This is a genomic window from Bradyrhizobium betae (assembly GCF_004123905.1).
GTDB classification, from domain to species: Bacteria; Pseudomonadota; Alphaproteobacteria; order Rhizobiales; family Xanthobacteraceae; genus Bradyrhizobium; species Bradyrhizobium betae_A.
In genome coordinates, this window is the sequence record NZ_MZXW01000042.1 from 25,030 (window position 1) to 40,365 (window position 15,336).

At 63.6% G+C, this 15,336-nt stretch carries 17 protein-coding genes and 1 pseudogene; 14 read left to right on the top strand and 4 right to left on the bottom strand.

Features of this window, described 5'->3' with window-relative positions; genetic code table 11:
• The first annotated feature begins 8 nt into the window (after positions 1 to 8).
• Positions 9 to 440 (top strand): acyl-CoA thioesterase, encoded by a 432-nt coding sequence (locus B5V03_RS30785; RefSeq protein ID WP_129274156.1) that lies wholly within the window; start codon positions 9 to 11, stop codon positions 438 to 440.
• A gap of 219 nt (positions 441 to 659) precedes the next feature.
• Positions 660 to 851 (top strand): hypothetical protein, encoded by a 192-nt coding sequence (locus tag B5V03_RS30790; protein ID WP_129274157.1) that lies wholly within the window; start codon positions 660 to 662, stop codon positions 849 to 851.
• A gap of 121 nt (positions 852 to 972) precedes the next feature.
• Here the strand turns inward: B5V03_RS30790 and B5V03_RS30795 are convergent, their stop codons facing one another.
• Positions 973 to 1,365 carry a nuclear transport factor 2 family protein gene (locus tag B5V03_RS30795; RefSeq protein WP_129274158.1) on the bottom strand — a complete coding sequence of 131 codons (393 nt, stop codon included), beginning with the start codon at positions 1,363 to 1,365 and terminating at the stop codon, positions 973 to 975.
• A 237-nt stretch (positions 1,366 to 1,602) separates the two neighbouring features.
• Positions 1,603 to 2,055, bottom strand: coding sequence for a nuclear transport factor 2 family protein (locus B5V03_RS30800; RefSeq protein WP_129274212.1), 453 nt, complete (start codon positions 2,053 to 2,055; stop codon positions 1,603 to 1,605).
• Between the two features lie 154 nt (positions 2,056 to 2,209).
• On the opposite strand from B5V03_RS30800, the gene B5V03_RS30805 reads away from it, so the two are divergent.
• Both B5V03_RS30805 and B5V03_RS30810 read left to right on the top strand, forming a co-directional pair.
• On the top strand, positions 2,210 to 2,884 hold the full coding sequence (locus B5V03_RS30805) for an HAD family hydrolase (protein ID WP_129274159.1): 675 nt from the start codon (positions 2,210 to 2,212) through the stop codon (positions 2,882 to 2,884).
• 90 nt (positions 2,885 to 2,974) lie between these two features.
• The gene (locus B5V03_RS30810) at positions 2,975 to 3,826 is read left to right on the top strand and encodes a DeoR/GlpR family DNA-binding transcription regulator (RefSeq protein ID WP_129274160.1); all 852 of its coding nucleotides are present in this window, start codon (positions 2,975 to 2,977) and stop codon (positions 3,824 to 3,826) included.
• 4 nt (positions 3,827 to 3,830) lie between these two features.
• On the opposite strand, the gene B5V03_RS30815 is transcribed toward B5V03_RS30810, so the two are convergent.
• Positions 3,831 to 4,244 carry a type II toxin-antitoxin system VapC family toxin gene (locus B5V03_RS30815; protein ID WP_129274161.1) on the bottom strand — a complete coding sequence of 138 codons (414 nt, stop codon included), beginning with the start codon at positions 4,242 to 4,244 and terminating at the stop codon, positions 3,831 to 3,833.
• Entirely contained in the window at positions 4,244 to 4,495 is a 252-nt protein-coding gene (locus B5V03_RS30820) for a type II toxin-antitoxin system prevent-host-death family antitoxin (protein WP_129274162.1), read from the bottom strand. The genes B5V03_RS30815 and B5V03_RS30820 overlap by 1 nt, the downstream gene beginning before the upstream one ends.
• Before the next feature lie 260 nt (positions 4,496 to 4,755).
• Between B5V03_RS30820 and glpD the strand changes: the two genes are divergently transcribed.
• From glpD to B5V03_RS30865, 10 genes and pseudogenes are all read left to right on the top strand, one after another.
• The gene (gene glpD, locus B5V03_RS30825; protein WP_129274163.1) at positions 4,756 to 6,306 is read left to right on the top strand and encodes a glycerol-3-phosphate dehydrogenase; all 1,551 of its coding nucleotides are present in this window, start codon (positions 4,756 to 4,758) and stop codon (positions 6,304 to 6,306) included.
• Positions 6,303 to 7,379, top strand: coding sequence for an ABC transporter ATP-binding protein (locus tag B5V03_RS30830; RefSeq protein WP_129274164.1), 1,077 nt, complete (start codon positions 6,303 to 6,305; stop codon positions 7,377 to 7,379). Before glpD ends, B5V03_RS30830 begins: the two co-directional genes overlap by 4 nt.
• A 12-nt stretch (positions 7,380 to 7,391) precedes the next feature.
• Positions 7,392 to 8,477: an ABC transporter ATP-binding protein gene (locus tag B5V03_RS30835; RefSeq protein ID WP_129274165.1), complete on the top strand. Its 1,086-nt coding sequence runs from the start codon at positions 7,392 to 7,394 to the stop codon at positions 8,475 to 8,477.
• Positions 8,477 to 9,451, top strand: coding sequence for a carbohydrate ABC transporter permease (locus B5V03_RS30840; protein ID WP_129274166.1), 975 nt, complete (start codon positions 8,477 to 8,479; stop codon positions 9,449 to 9,451). The genes B5V03_RS30835 and B5V03_RS30840 overlap by 1 nt, the downstream gene beginning before the upstream one ends.
• On the top strand, positions 9,451 to 10,257 hold the full coding sequence (locus B5V03_RS30845; RefSeq protein WP_129274167.1) for a carbohydrate ABC transporter permease: 807 nt from the start codon (positions 9,451 to 9,453) through the stop codon (positions 10,255 to 10,257). The genes B5V03_RS30840 and B5V03_RS30845 overlap by 1 nt, the downstream gene beginning before the upstream one ends.
• 11 nt (positions 10,258 to 10,268) lie before the next feature.
• Positions 10,269 to 10,598, top strand: a complete 330-nt coding sequence (locus tag B5V03_RS30850) for a DUF2160 domain-containing protein (protein WP_129274168.1) — start codon at positions 10,269 to 10,271, stop codon at positions 10,596 to 10,598.
• A 142-nt stretch (positions 10,599 to 10,740) separates the two neighbouring features.
• On the top strand, positions 10,741 to 12,483 hold the full coding sequence (locus B5V03_RS30855) for an ABC transporter substrate-binding protein (RefSeq protein WP_164988409.1): 1,743 nt from the start codon (positions 10,741 to 10,743) through the stop codon (positions 12,481 to 12,483).
• 307 nt (positions 12,484 to 12,790) lie between these two features.
• Positions 12,791 to 12,973, top strand: a pseudogene (locus B5V03_RS42800) (hydroxyacid dehydrogenase); the annotation flags it as partial.
• 70 nt (positions 12,974 to 13,043) lie between these two features.
• Positions 13,044 to 14,246: an FAD-binding oxidoreductase gene (locus B5V03_RS42805; RefSeq protein ID WP_283811551.1), complete on the top strand. Its 1,203-nt coding sequence runs from the start codon at positions 13,044 to 13,046 to the stop codon at positions 14,244 to 14,246.
• Positions 14,247 to 14,250: 4 nt separating this feature from the next.
• A complete protein-coding gene (locus tag B5V03_RS30865) occupies positions 14,251 to 15,336 on the top strand; it encodes an ABC transporter substrate-binding protein (protein ID WP_129274170.1) in 1,086 nt (361 codons plus the stop codon).

Genomic DNA, 15,336 nt, shown 5'->3' on the forward strand with positions numbered 1-15,336 from the left:
TCAACCACATGACCGACACGCACGTCCACACCCCTATCAGCTCCGATGCCGTGCCCAGCGGGGATCTCTGCATCCGCACGCTGGCGATGCCCGCCGACACCAACGCCAATGGTGATATTTTTGGCGGCTGGCTGCTGAGCCAGATGGACGTCGGCGGCGGCGTGTTCGCCTCCAAGGTCGCAAAGTCGCGCACGGTGACCGTCGCGATCGAGGCGATGAACTTTCGTAAGGCCGTCTATGTCGGCGATCTCGTCTCGGTCTACGCCAACCTTGTGCGGACCGGACGCACGTCGCTCACCGTGCATCTCGAAGCCTGGGCACTCCGTCGCAGGGAGGAGTATCCGTTCCTCGTCACCGACGGCAACTTCACTTACGTCTCGATCGACGATCACGGCCGTCCGCAAGCGATCCGTCGCGACGATCCGCCGATCGCGACGTAACCGCGCGTGGCTCTTCGTCAATCTCACGAAAATTTGCGGCGCACGAAACGCGGCGCTGGTGAGTCAACGCGTCGCGGCTTCGCCAACAACCAGTCATAAAATGGATGAGGTCCGGGCGTACTCAATTGCGTGTCGATTCGGGGCGGAAACCGGCTGATTTACCCGAGGAACTTTCGGGCAGGGACCCGGTTATTTGCCCGCATTGAGGAATCTACGGGCATGCCGGACAGCTACATCATCGAAGTAAATTCAGAGACCGCGGGCATCGTCGTTCGCGGCCAGGGCGGTTACTGTTTCTTCGCCTCGTCCCACCAATTCAATCGCCTCGAAGGCCAGATCTTCCGCAACGCGCGCGAAGCCGAGCGTGCGGCGCGCAAGCTGGTTAACGGCGATGTGAAGGAAGCGGCGTAGTTTCGCCCGTCATTCCGGGGGCGCGCGAAGCGCGAGCCCGGAATCTGTCACGCTGCAGAAATTGCCGATCAAAGGATTCCGGGCCCGCGCCTGTCGGCGCGTCTTGGAATGACGTCGTTGATCACAACTTCGTCGCGGAGCGCGACAACAGCTTCCAGTCGTCGCCCTGCTTCAGCCAGTTCATCAGGATATGAAGGCTGTTTGCCACTTTCTGTCCGCCGGCCATCATCTCGGCCAGCCAGTGGAAACGCACGATCGCGGCGGGGCCGACGATCTTGATGGTCGGGTCCTTGTACGTAATCGACAGGAATTCGGTCTTGCCGTCGGTGGCGTTGGCGACGAAGGCCGCCTTGTCCTCGAGGAAGCCGCTGGAGTGGCTGTAGCTCAGATCATCCGCGCAGAGCGCGCTGAGCGCCTTTGGGTCGGCCGCGATCTGGGCGAGACGAAATGCCTCGACGTTTCTTGCCACCGCCTCGTGGTCCGTCGTGGCGGCATGATCGCGATTCGGTGTCATCGTATCCTCCGTTCTTGGTCTTGCGCCCACTGTTGCAGCCGCACTTGATTTTGTCGAGCGTCATGCCGCAATACCCTGCATCGCGCCAGGTGGAGCGATTTCTGACGTGCAAGGCGCGCACCGGATGAGCGGGATCTCTCCGCGCATTCTGATGGAAATGAGCTCTGGAGAATATCCCCCACCCGACTTCGCTTCGAAGCCACCCTCTCCCACAGGGGGAGAGGGGAAGAGTCATCATCACAACTTCGTCGCGGCCCGCGACAGCAGTTTCCAATCGTCGCCCTGCTTCTGCCAGTTCATCAGGATGTGAAGGTTGGTCGGCACTTTTTTCCCATCGGCCGCCATCTCCTGTTCCGCGACCCAGTGGAAACGCACGATCGCAGCGGGGCCGACGATTTTGATGGTCGGGTCCTGATATTCGATTGACAGGAATTTTGATTTGCCATCGGTGGCGTTGGTGACGAAGGTCGCCTTGTCCTCGACCTTGCCGCTGGAATGGCTGTAGCTGAGATCGTCCCAGCACAGCGCGCCGAGCGCCTTCGGGTCGGCCGCGATCTGGGCGAGGCGGAAGGCCTCGACCTTCTTCGCCACGGCCTCTTCATCCGCCGAGGCCGCCAGCGCGGGTGACGTGAGCGCAAGCGCGGAGACAGCAAGAGTCGAAAGAGCCAGATCGCGTCGGTTGATGGTCATCGTTTCCTCCTTTTTGATCTTGCACGGAGTGTTGCAGCCGCGCGCGACTTTGTCGAGTGCCGCGTGATGGCCATGCACGTGCGTCATTGCGCGATCGAGGCTGTATTGATACGTCTTCCGCATTGATGCGTCGCGCATTCGGGAAAGTACAGAAATGATCGAAGCACTCGGCAAGGCATTGCTGTTCGACATCGACGGCACGCTTGCCAACACCGACCCGCTGCACCTCAAGGCTTTCAACCAGGTGCTGGGGCCGCGCGGCCATGTGTTCGATCACGCGCGCTTCTCCAGGGAGCTGCAAGGTTTCGCCAATGTCGCGATCGGTGAACGCTTTCTGCCCGACGAGGCGCCGGAACGCCGCGCCTTGATCCTCGCGGAGAAGGAGGAAGTCTTTCGCGAGCTCGTGGCCGGGCAGATCGAGCCGCTGCCGGGCCTGATGGCATTGCTCGACCGGGCAGACGCGGCCGGCATTCCCATGGTCGCCGTGACCAACGCGCCGCGCCTCAACGCCGAGCTGTTGCTCTCCGGCCTCGGCATCACCGACCGTTTCAAGGCGCTCGTGATCGGCGACGAGCTGCCGCACGGCAAGCCGCATCCGCTGCCCTATCAGGAAGGGCTGCGCTTCGTCAGCGGCAGTGCGGCGGCCTCCATCGCGTTCGAAGATTCCCGCACCGGCGTGCAGTCGGCGACGGCGGCCGGCATTCCGACCATCGGCATCCGGACCAGCCTCAGCCATGCTGACCTTGTCGCCGCTGGCGCAATCGCCTCCGCCAGCGCCTTCGACGATCCGGACCTGCTCGTGCGTCTCACGGCCGCGATGGCATGGTAAGAGGCTTGTCCGTTAACCGTGATCGGTGCGCGCATTGACCAACGGCGCGAACCGCCGCACCATGCACTGTCCTGACTTGAGGCCATTGCCGTGACCGGATTGACCCATCGCCAAGCCGAAATCCTCAACATCGCGCGCGCCTCGGGCCGCGTCATGGTCGAAGAGCTTGCGCGCCGGTTCGAGGTCTCGGCCCAGACCATCCGCAAGGATCTCAACGATCTCTGCGAGCGCCGTTCGCTCACCCGTATCCATGGCGGCGCCATCATCGCCTCCGGCGTCGAAAACCTCGCCTATGAGGCGCGGCGTTTCGTCGCCGCCGACGAGAAGAAGGCGATTGGCGCTGCCGCCGCCTCGCTGATCCCGAACGGATGCTCGCTCTTCATCAACATCGGCACCACGACCGAGGAGGTCGCGAGCGCGCTCACCTCGCACGAGGATCTCCTCGTCATCACCAACAATCTCAACGTCGCGATGCTGCTCTACCGCCATCCCCGCATCGAGGTGGTGGTCGCCGGCGGCACGGTGCGGCGCGCCGACGGTGCCGTGGTCGGCTCGACCGCGACGCAGCTGATCGGCCAGTTCAAAGTCGACTACGCCATCATCGGCGCATCCGCGATCGACGAGGAGGGCGCGCTGCTCGACTTCGACTATCGCGAGGTGCAGGTGGCCCAGGCCATCATCGCCAACGCCCGCAGCGTCATGCTGGTGGCCGATTCCACAAAGCTCCGCCGCAGCGCGCCGGTGCGCATCGCCCATATCAGCCAGATCCAGACCTTCGTCACCGATCAGGAGCTGCCCGAACGCCTCGCCACCATTTGCCACAGCAAGGGCATCGAGGTGATGGAGGCGTTGCCGAAGGGGGCAGGGGATATGGACGACGTTGCAACGGACCCGCCGCAGGACGCCGCGCCCGAAGCCGCGCCGGTGGTGCGGCTGAGATAGTGCCTTAGGCGTCGCCCCACGGGTTGAGCAGCGGAACACCTGTCGGTTCGAAATCGCCTACGTTGCGGGTGACGATCGTCAAGCCGTGAACAAGCGCGGTTGCCGCAATGAGAGCCTCGCGCTCGGCCCGCGGGTTGGGAACGTGAAGCGCACAACGCTGCGCCACGGCTGTATCGACGGCCAGAATACGGCCTTCAAAGCGAGCCAGAATTTGACTGTCGATCCAGGTGCGCAGGACCGCGCCCTGCGCCGTATCTTTGCGCTCGATCAGGCGTGCGCCAAGTTCAATTTCAAGGATCGAGATGGCGGATATGAAAAAGTTTGCCGCGGGAGTTGCCTTGGCCCAGGCGACGACGTTGCGATGGGCCTTATCAGGCCGCCTCAGCTCGGAAATGACATTGGTGTCCAGCAGAAACATCAGTCGAGATCGGCGGCCTTGAAGATTCCGCCGCCAATGCGAGGCGGATCGAAATCAAAGTCCGTGTCCGGCTGCGCCAAAGCTTCGGCCAGGCTCATATGCCCGCCGGTCAGACGCAAATAATCTTCAATCGTCAGCAGCACGTGAGCCGGGCGACCACGATCCGTAATAAAGACGGGGCCCTGCGATGCTGCTTTTTTTGCGCCGCTGGTATCGTGGTTGAATTCTCGGCTGGTGAGGGTGGTCACCATCGTTTTGCGTCTCCCGGCGACGTGCCCGGTGGGAGGATTATATGTAGGCATGTTGCTACATTCAAGGCATCTGAGCCTTCGCCGAAGCCGTCTGGACCTCCTCCTCCTCAAACTTGCCTGCCGTTTTTTCAATCGTATTGCCCACGGAAAAAGTTCCGGTTTCGCTTGTTGTCGTCTATCTTTCATCTTGCTTTCGTTTTTTGGTGTGATCTAATCAAAAACGAAAGTAGCCACTCGACGGAACGAGTGGTCGCCGGGGGATGCGTCTGTTGGAGCGGATTTTCGACCTCGCCATCATTGGAGGCGGTGTTAACGGCTGTGGCATCGCGCGTGACGCGGTGGGCCGCGGCAACAGTGTTTTCCTGTGCGAAATGAACGATCTGGCGAGCGGGACGTCGTCCTGGTCGACAAAGCTGGTGCACGGCGGCCTGCGCTATCTCGAATATTACGAGTTTCGCCTGGTCCGCGAGGCGCTGATCGAGCGCGAGATCCTCTGGGGCATCGCGCCCCACATCATCCGTCCCCTGCGTTTCGTTTTGCCGCATCACGCCGGTCTGCGCCCGGCCTGGCTGCTGCGTCTCGGCCTCTTTCTCTATGACCACATCGGCGGCCGCCACCTCCTGCCGGCGACCCGTTCGGTCGATCTGCGGCGCGACGAGGTTGGCAAGCCGCTGATCCCGAATCGCTACAGCCGCGCGTTTGAATATTCCGACTGTTTCGTCGACGACGCCCGCCTCGTCGTGCTCAATGCGCGCGATGCCGCCGACAAGGGCGCCGAGATTCGCACCCGCACCCGTGCAACCGATATCAAGCAGTCCAACGGCCTCTGGACCGTCAGCATGGTCAACACGCTGACCGGCGAGCGTTCGCAGATCCAGGCGAAGGCGCTGGTCAATGCGGGCGGCCCCTGGGTCGAGGACGTGCTCGGCCGAGGTGCCGGCGTCAACGCGAAAGCCAAGGTGCGCCTGGTGCAAGGCTCGCACATCGTCGTGAAAAAACTCTACGACCACGACCGCGCCTACATGTTCCAGAACGCCGACGGCCGTATCATCTTCGTGATCCCGTACCAGGACGACTTTACGCTGATCGGCACGACCGATCGCGATTACGACGGCGACCCCGCCAAGGTGAAGGCAACGCCGGAGGAGATCGAGTATCTCTGCAAGGCGGCGAGCGAATATCTGGCCAAGCCGGTGACATCCGACGACGTGGTCTGGACCTATTCCGGCGTGCGGCCGCTCTATGACGACGGCGCCAGCGAAGCCAAGGCCGCAACCCGCGACTACGTGTTCGAGCTCGACACGCCCGGCGGCTCTCCGCTGCTCTCGATCTATGGCGGCAAGATCACGACCTACCGCCGGCTCGCGGAAGAGGCGCTGGAACGGCTTTCGCCCTATCTCCGCAGCGCGAAAGCGCGCGAGGGCTGGACCGGGAAATGGCCGCTGCCGGGCGGCGACATGAATGTATCCGACATCGACGGGCTGATCGCCGAGCTCCGGCGCGGCTATCCTTTCCTCAGCCACGAGCATGCGCGCCGTCTCGCACGGGCCTATGGCACCCGCGCCATCAAGCTGCTTGGTGACGCCAAATCGGCTGCCGATCTTGGCCAGTCCTTCGGCTCCACCTTGACCGAACGCGAGGTCCGCTATCTCATGGCCAACGAGTGGGCCGTCACCGCCGAGGACATCGTCTGGCGCCGCTCGAAACTCGGCCTGCGACTATCTGCCGACGAGATTGCCGCGCTTGACGACTGGATCAGGACCCACGCCGTGTCGCAAAGTCCCCTGCTGGAAGCGGGAGGACGCTCATGAGCGTGACACTCGATCACGTGTCCCGGACCGTCGATGGTATCGAGCACATCCGCGATGTCTCGCTGACGCTTGAGAGCGGCACGCTCAACGTGCTGCTCGGGCCGACGCTGTCGGGCAAGACCTCGATCATGCGACTGCTCGCCGGCCTCGACAAGCCGACGTCGGGCAAGGTGCTGGTCAACGGCAAGGACGTCACCGGCGCCGACGTGCGCAAGCGTTCGGTCGCGATGGTCTATCAGCAGTTCATCAACTACCCCTCGCTCACGGTCTATGAGAATATCGCCTCGCCGTTGCGCGTGCAGGGCAAGCCGCGTGACGAGATCGAGACGCGCGTAGCAGAGGCCGCAAAGCTGCTGCGGCTCGAGCCGTTCCTGAAGCGCACGCCGCTGCAACTCTCCGGCGGCCAGCAGCAGCGCACCGCGATCGCGCGCGCGCTGGTCAAGGGCGCCGATCTCGTGCTGCTCGACGAGCCGCTCGCCAATCTCGACTACAAGCTGCGCGAAGAGCTGCGCGCAGAGCTGCCGCGCATCTTCGAGGCTTCGGGTGCGATCTTCGTCTATGCCACCACCGAGCCGACCGAAGCGCTGCTGCTCGGCGGCAACACGGTGTGCATGTGGGAAGGAAAGGCGCTCCAGATCGGCGAGACCGCCAATGTCTATCGCCGTCCGCAGACGCTGCGCGTCGCGCAGGTGTTTTCCGATCCGCCGCTCAATCTGGTCGGCATCGAGAAGAAGAACGGCTCCGTGCAATATGCCGGCGGCGCGGCATCGCCGGCCTCCGGTCTCTATTCGTCGCTGGCCGACGGCGCCTATCGCGTCGGCTTCCGCGCGCACCAGCTTGCGCTTGCCAATGGCGAGGCCGACCGCCACGCCTTCCACGCCACGGTGACGGTGACCGAGATCACCGGTTCGGAGAGCTTTGTGCATTTGACCCGCGACGGTTCGAACTGGGTGGCGGTGCTGCACGGCGTGCACGAGTTCGAGCCCGGCCAGATGCTGGACGCCGTGCTCGATCCCAACGATGTCTTCGTGTTCGACGCGGCCGATCGCCTCGTCGCGGCACCTGTTACTTGAGGGAGATGCGATATGGCCCGCATTGACCTCGTCGATCTCGCCCACTCCTACGGTGGCAATGATGCGCCGCAGGAGACTTTCGCGCTGAAGCCGGTCACCATGACCTGGCGGCAGGGCGGCGCCTATGCGTTGCTCGGCCCGTCCGGTTGCGGCAAGACCACGCTGCTCAACGTCATCTCCGGCATCATCACGCCGTCGCGCGGGAAAATCCTGTTCGACGAGGTGGACATCACACCGCTGTCGACCCAGAAGCGCAACATCGCCCAGGTGTTCCAGTTTCCGGTGATCTACGACACCATGACAGTGGGACAGAACCTGGCGTTTCCGCTGAAGAACCGTGGCGTGCCGAAGGCCGAGATCGACAAGCGCGTCGCCGAGATCGGCCGCCTGCTCGACCTCGAACCCTATCTGAACCGCAAGGCGACGCGGCTCACCGCCGACGCCAAGCAGAAGATTTCGCTTGGCCGCGGCCTGGTCCGCTCCGACGTCGCCGCCGTCCTGTTCGACGAGCCGCTGACCGTGATCGATCCCGAGCTGAAATGGCAGCTTCGCTCCAAGCTGAAGGCGCTGCATCGCGAGCTCGACCTCACGATGATCTACGTCACCCATGACCAGACCGAGGCGCTGACCTTTGCCGACACCGTTGTCGTCATGCATGACGGCCGCGTGGTGCAGAGCGGCACGCCGGCCGAGCTGTTCGACAAGCCGGCGCATACTTTCGTCGGCTATTTCATCGGCTCGCCCGGCATGAACATCATTCCGGCCGAGGTGAGGGGACGCGAGGCGCGCATCGACGGCCACGTCATCGCGCTCAACCGCGCTTACGACAATCTGCCCGCGGGCGCCAAGATCGAGATCGGCGTGCGCCCCGAATTCGTCGATGCCGTCACGCCTGCGCCCGGCCTGCTCACGTCAAAAATCGAGCGCATCGACGATCTCGGCCGCATCCGCTTCGCGCGCGTGCGCGTCGGTGACGCAAAACTCGCCGCGCGCGCGCCAAACGGCTTCACCAGCTCCGATGGCAGTGCTGGGCTGAAATTCGATCCGGCGCACATCCACGTCTATGCCGACAGCCGTCTGGTGGAGGGAGCCGCCTGATGGACAAGACCGTCAACCAAAAAGCCTGGTTCCTGGTGCTGCCGGTGTTCCTGGTCGTCGCCTTCTCCGCGGTGCTCCCGCTGATGACGGTGGTGAATTATTCGATGCAGGACACGTTCGGCAACAACCAGTTCTTCTGGAACGGCGTCGGCTGGTTCAAGGAGCTGCTCGATCCCTCGACCGATCTCGGCGGCCGCTTCCTCGCCTCGCTCGGCCGAAACCTGTTCTTCTCGATGGTGATCCTCGCGATCGAGGTGCCGCTCGGCATCGTCATCGCACTGTCGATGCCGCGCCAGGGCTGGACGGTCGCGGCCTGCCTCGTGATCCTCGCACTGCCGCTGCTGATTCCGTGGAACGTGGTCGGCACGATCTGGCAGATCTTTGGCCGGCCCGACATCGGCCTGATGGGCTATACGCTCAATGCGATGGGCTTCGATTACAATTACGTCTCCAACGCCATCGACGCCTGGGTCACCGTCATCGTGATGGACGTCTGGCACTGGACCAGCCTCGTCGCGCTGCTCTGCTACGCCGGCCTGAAGTCGATTCCCGAAGCCTATTACCAGGCCGCGCAGATCGACGGCGCCTCGCGCTGGGCCGTGTTCAAGGCGATCCAGCTGCCGAAGATGAACCGCGTGCTGCTGATCGCGGTGCTGCTGCGCTTCATGGACTCGTTCATGATCTACACCGAACCGTTCGTCGTCACCGGCGGCGGCCCCGGCAACTCCACGACCTTCGTGTCGATCGAGCTCGTCAAGATCGCGCTCGGCCAGTTCGATCTCGGCAAGGCCGCAGCACTCTCGCTGGTCTACAACCTCATCATTCTGATCGTCTGCTGGATCTTCTACACCGTCATGACCAATGCGGGCGCCGAACGTAAAGTCCAGGCGGAGAGTGAGCCAGCGGTGGAGCCCAAGCCTTCGTCCGGGCTAAAGCCCGTGCCCGCGCTCAAGCCAAAGGAAGGAGTGGCCTGATGCATTCGATCCCCGGCCGCCGCGTCATCATGGCGCTGTTCCTGATTTTCCTGCTGTTGCCGATCTACTGGCTCGTCAACATGAGCTTCAAGACCAACGCCGAGATCGTCTCGACGATGACGCTGTGGCCGCATACGCCGACGCTGCAGCACTACAAGCGCATCTTCACCGACGAGAGCTGGTATTCGGGCTACATCAACTCGCTGGAATATGTCGTCCTCAACACCATCATCTCGATCTCGGTGGCATTGCCGGCGGCCTATGCGTTCTCGCGCTACCGCTTCCTCGGCGACAAGCACCTGTTCTTCTGGCTGCTGTCGAACCGCATGGCGCCGGCGGCGGTCTATGCGCTGCCGTTCTTCAACCTCTATTCGGCGATCGGGCTGTTCGATACGCCTTGGGCCGTTGCGCTCGCGCATTGCATCTTCAACGTCCCGCTCGCGGTCTGGATCCTCGAAGGCTTCGTCTCCGGCGTGCCGCGCGAGATCGACGAGACGGCCTTTCTCGACGGCTATTCCTTCCCGCGCTTCTTCATCAGGATCCTGGTGCCGCTGATCGCGAGCGGCATCGGCGTCGCCGCCTTCTTCTGCTTCATGTTCTCCTGGGTCGAGCTGCTGCTCGCGCGCACGCTGACCTCGGTGCAGGCCAAACCGATCGCGGCGATCATGACGCGCACGGTGTCGGCGGCGGGCATGGACTGGGGACTTCTGGCCGCTGCCGGCGTGCTCACCATCATTCCGGGCGCGCTGGTGATCTGGTTCGTCCGCAATTACATCGCGAGCGGCTTTGCGCTCGGTCGTGTCTGAGGGAGGCATCAATGGAATCTATTGCATGGATGGCCTGGACGCCGCCGACGGCGATCTTCTTCGCCGCGCTCGCCTCCACCCTCGCGGTCATGACATACCTCGCCGCGGTCTATCCCGAGGCCGAGCGCGTCGGCGTGCTGCGTATTCCGACCACGCGCGGCGATCGCCTGTTCGTCTCGCTGATCACGGCGGCGGTCATTCACCTCTTGTGGATCGCCTTTGTCGGTACTGACGCGCTTGCCTCGCTGCCGATCGGCGAGGACGGTTTTGAGATTTCGAGCCTGTGGCTCGCTTCAGGAATTTCGCTGGCCACGGCCGTGCTCATCTTCCGCACGGTCTGACGCTCGCGAAGGAACGGCCAGATCCGGGGGCAATCCGGGTCTGTATAAAAGTTTGTCGCTGCAACGGAGGAACAACATGCGACAGTTTAGGAGAAGGGAACGTCCATTGACCAAGAATAGCTTCAAGAATGGCTTTCTGACCATGTCCAGCGCCGCCGCAATCATTGCGGTGTCGTTCGCCGTCTCGGCGCCGGTCCGCGCCGCCGACGACGCCGCGATCCAGAAGTGGATTGCGGAATTCCAGCCCTCGACGATCTCGAAGGACGACCAGAAGAAGGAACTGGAGTGGTTCGCCAAGGCCGCCGAGCCCTTCAAGGGCATGGAGATCAACGTCGTCTCCGAGACCATCACGACCCACGAATACGAATCGCAGACGCTGGCCAAGGCGTTCTCCGAGCTCACCGGCATCAAGCTCAAGCACGACATCATCCAGGAAGGTGACGTCGTCGAGAAGCTGCAGACCCAGATGCAGTCCGGCAAGAACGTCTATGACGGCTGGATCAACGACAGCGACCTGATCGGCACGCACTTCCGCTACGGCAGCACGATCGCGCTGTCGGACTACATGACCGGCGAGGGCAAGGACGTCACCGATCCCATGCTCGACGTCAACGACTTCATCGGAAAGTCGTTCGGCACTGCGCCGGACGGCAAGCTCTATCAGCTGCCCGACCAGCAGTTCGCCAACCTCTACTGGTTCCGCTACGACTGGTTCACCAACCCCGACTACAAGGCCAAGTTCAAGGCCAAGTATGGCTACGAGCTCGGCGTTCCCGTGAACTGGTCGGCCTATGAGGACATCGCCGAGTTCTTCACGAACGACATCAAGGAGATCAACGGCGTCAAGGTCTACGGCCATATGGATTATGGCAAGAAGGACCCCTCGCTCGGCTGGCGTTTCACCGACGCCTGGCTGTCGATGGCCGGCAACGGCGACAAGGGCATCCCGAACGGTCTGCCGGTCGACGAATGGGGCATCCGCATGGAAGGCTGCCGTCCGGTCGGCTCCAGCGTGGAGCGTGGTGGCGACACCAACGGTCCGGCTGCGGTCTACTCGATCACCAAGTACCTCGAGTGGATGAAGAAGTATGCTCCGCCGCAGGCTCAGGGCATGACCTTCTCCGAGTCGGGTCCGGTGCCGGCGCAGGGCAACATCGCCCAGCAGATGTTCTGGTACACCGCCTTCACCGCCGACATGGTGAAGCCGGGCATCGCCGTGATGAACGCGGACGGTACGCCGAAATGGCGTATGGCTCCGTCGCCGCACGGCTCGTACTGGAAGGAAGGCATGAAGCTCGGCTACCAGGACGCGGGCTCGCTCACGCTTCTGAAGTCGACCCCGGCGGACCGCCGCAAGGCAGCCTGGCTCTATCTCCAGTTCATCGTCTCCAAGACGGTCAGCCTGAAGAAGAGCCATGTCGGTCTCACCTTCATCCGTGAATCCGACATCTGGGACAAGTCGTTTACCGAGCGCGCGCCGAAGCTTGGCGGCCTGATCGAGTTCTACCGCTCGCCCGCGCGCGTGCAGTGGACCCCGACCGGCAACAACGTGCCTGACTATCCGAAGCTCGCGCAGCTGTGGTGGCAGAACATCGGCGATGCGTCGTCCGGTACGAAGACGCCGCAGCAGGCGATGGATGCACTCGCGGCCGCTCAGGACTCCGTGATGGAGCGCCTCGAGAAGTCGGGCGTGCAGGGCGCCTGCGGTCCGAAGCTGCACAAGAAGGAATCGGCCGAGTTCTGGTTCGCCAAGGCCCAGAAGGACGGCACGATTGCTCCGCAGCGCAAGCTCGCCAACGAGAAGCCGAAGGGCGAGACGGTCGACTACGACACGCTGATCAAGTCGTGGCCGGCGACCCCGCCCAAGCGCGCCTCGCTCCAGTAAGGCAAGGTTCACGCATCGACGAAAGGCCGGGAGCGATCCCGGCCTTTTTTCTTTTTGTGGTGTCGTACGCTGTCTCCCCACCTCATTGCGAGCGCAGCGAAGCAATCGAGGAATCTTTCCGCGGAGGGATTGCTTCGCTGCGCTCGCAATGACGACGGAGGCGCGTCCCCGCGACGCAGGCGGACACCCCCGCTTGACTCCCTGTCATACCGAATTCATAGTTACCATAATGCGATTGAAGTAATCGTATTTCGATTACTTGCGCGAAAGCCGTTGGGCCAGCGTCGGCCCGTTCCGGAGGCTGCTGATGGCATTGATCGAGGCGTTCAAGCGATTGCTGGGCGACGCGGCCGTGCTGACGCGCGAGGAGGACCTCGCGGGCCTTACCGAGGATTGGCGCGGCCGTTACCAGGCGCCGGCGCTCTGCGCGGTTCTGCCGTCCAGCACCGAGCAGGTCGCCGCCATCGTCCTGCTCTGCGTCGCGGACGGCACGCCCGTGCTGCCGCAGGGCGGCAACACCAGCCTGTGCGGCGGCGCGACGCCGACAGGGCAGGCCGCCCGTGATCGTCGCGCTGACGCGCATGCGGAAAATCCGCTCGCTCGATCCCATCAACAACACCATGGTGGTCGACGCCGGCTGCGTGCTTGCGACGATTCAGGAGACGGCCGTGGCGGCGGGCCGGTTCTATCCGGTCAGTCTCGGCGCCGAGGGCTCGTGCCAGATCGGCGGCAACATCGCCACCAATGCCGGCGGCACCGGCGTGCTGCGCTACGGCAATACGCGCGATAACGTGCTCGGCCTCGAGGTCGTGCTGCCGGACGGCAGGATCTGGGACGGCCTCTACGCGTTGCGCAAGAACAACACCGGCTACGACCTCAAGCATCTCTTCATCGGCTCCGAGGGGACGCTTGGCATCATCACCGGCGCGGTACTGAAGCTGCATCCGCTGCCGACGGCGGAGGCTGTGGCTTGGCTTGCGGTCGACAGTCCGCAAGCGGCCCTCGACGTGCTCGGCCTGTTCCAGGCCGCCTGCAATTCGCGGCTCTCGGCCTTCGAGCTGATGAACGCGAAGCAGATCGCGCTCGTGCTCGAGCAGGTGCCGGGTCGGCGTTGTCCGGTCGCGCAAATCGACAGCTGGCACGTCCTCGTCGAACTGTCGGACACCGGCGATGCCGGCGCGCTCGCGGCGACGATGCAGACGGTGCTCGAACAGGCGCTCGAGGCGGGGCTCGTCAGCGACGGCGTGGTCGCCGCGAGCGAGGCGCAGCGCAAGGCAATGTGGCTGGTGCGTCACAGCGTGTCGGAAGCCAACAAGAAGGCCGGTGTCGGCCTCACCTCGGACAGCGCGGTCCCGGTGTCGGCGGTGCCCGCCTTCATCGCGCAGGCCATGAGTGCGGTCCACGCCATCATCCCGGATCTGCCGTTCGTCATCGTCGGCCATATGGGTGACGGCAACGTCCATCTCATTCCGTTCTTCAGCTTCGCGCAGTGGGATGCCCTGGACGATCGCGACGTGGTCTCCGAACGCATCCGCCATGCCGTCAACGATGTCGCGGCCTCGCTCCGCGGCACTTTCAGCGCCGAGCACGGCGTCGGCCGGACGCTGATGGAGCAGATGTCCCGCTACAAGCAGCCGGTCGAGCTCGCGCTGATGCGCGCCGTCAAGCAGGCGTTCGATCCGTCGGGCCTGTTCAATCCCGGCCACGTGCTGCCGCCATCCGCATCGTCACGACCAACCGCAACATCGTCGAGAGGGGACTGAAGCCATGACCCATCGTTCCAAGTTCATTACTTCCCGCCGTCGCCTCCTGCTTGGCGCAGGAGCCGGCACCGTCGCACTCGCCGCACCCTCTGTCTGGTCGCCGTCCCGCGCCGCCGGCAAGCGCATCGTCGTGCGCGACGACGGCGGCATCTACACCAAGGCTTATGGCGCCGTGTACTACCGGCCCTTCACCGAGGCGACGGGGATCGAGGTCGTCGGCGTGCAGGCCAATGCCGAGCCGGTCGCCCAGATCAAGACCATGGTCGACACCAAGAACTACACCTGGGACATGGCCAAGATCTCCTGGCCCGCGATCGAGATCCTGACCACCGGCGCCAAGCAATATCTCGAGAAGCACGGCCTCGAATCCGAGCCGGTCGTCAAGTCGATTCCGGCCGAATATGCGTCGGCCTACGGCGTCGCCACCAACATCTACACCACCGTGCTCGCCTATCGCACCGACGCCTTCAAGGGCCGCAAGGCGCCACAGTCCTGGGCCGATTTCTGGAACGTGGCCGACTTCCCCGGACGCCGCTCGGTGCGCAAGCACCCGTTCGACACGGTCGAGGAGGCGCTGATGGGCGCGGGCGCAGCGACCGCGCAGGTCTACCCTTGCGATCTCGCCAAGGCCTTTGCCGCGCTCGACAAGATCAAGCCGCAGGTCGCGGTGTGGTGGACCAGCGGTGCGCAGGTCGAGCAGATGCTGACCTCGGGCGAGATCGACCTGCTTCCGACCTGGGTATCGCGCGCGCAGTCCGCGCAGGCAGCCGGAGCGCCCGTCGAGATCGTCTGGAACCAGGGGGTCTGGGGCGCCGACAATTGGTCGATCCTCGCCGGCACGCCGAACGCGGATGCCTGCCGCGAGTTCATCAAGTTCGCGTCCGATCCGAAGCGGCAGGCGGCCCTCGTCGAATATTTCCCGGCCGGTCTGACGCAGCCGGAGGCCTTCAACTACATCAAGCCGGAGGTCGCCAAAAACTGTCCGAGCTATCCTGACAACATCAAGGCCGGGCTGAAGATCGACGCGAAGTTCTGGTACGACAACCAGGCCGCCGTCATCGAGCGCTTCAACAGCTGGATCCTGGCTTGA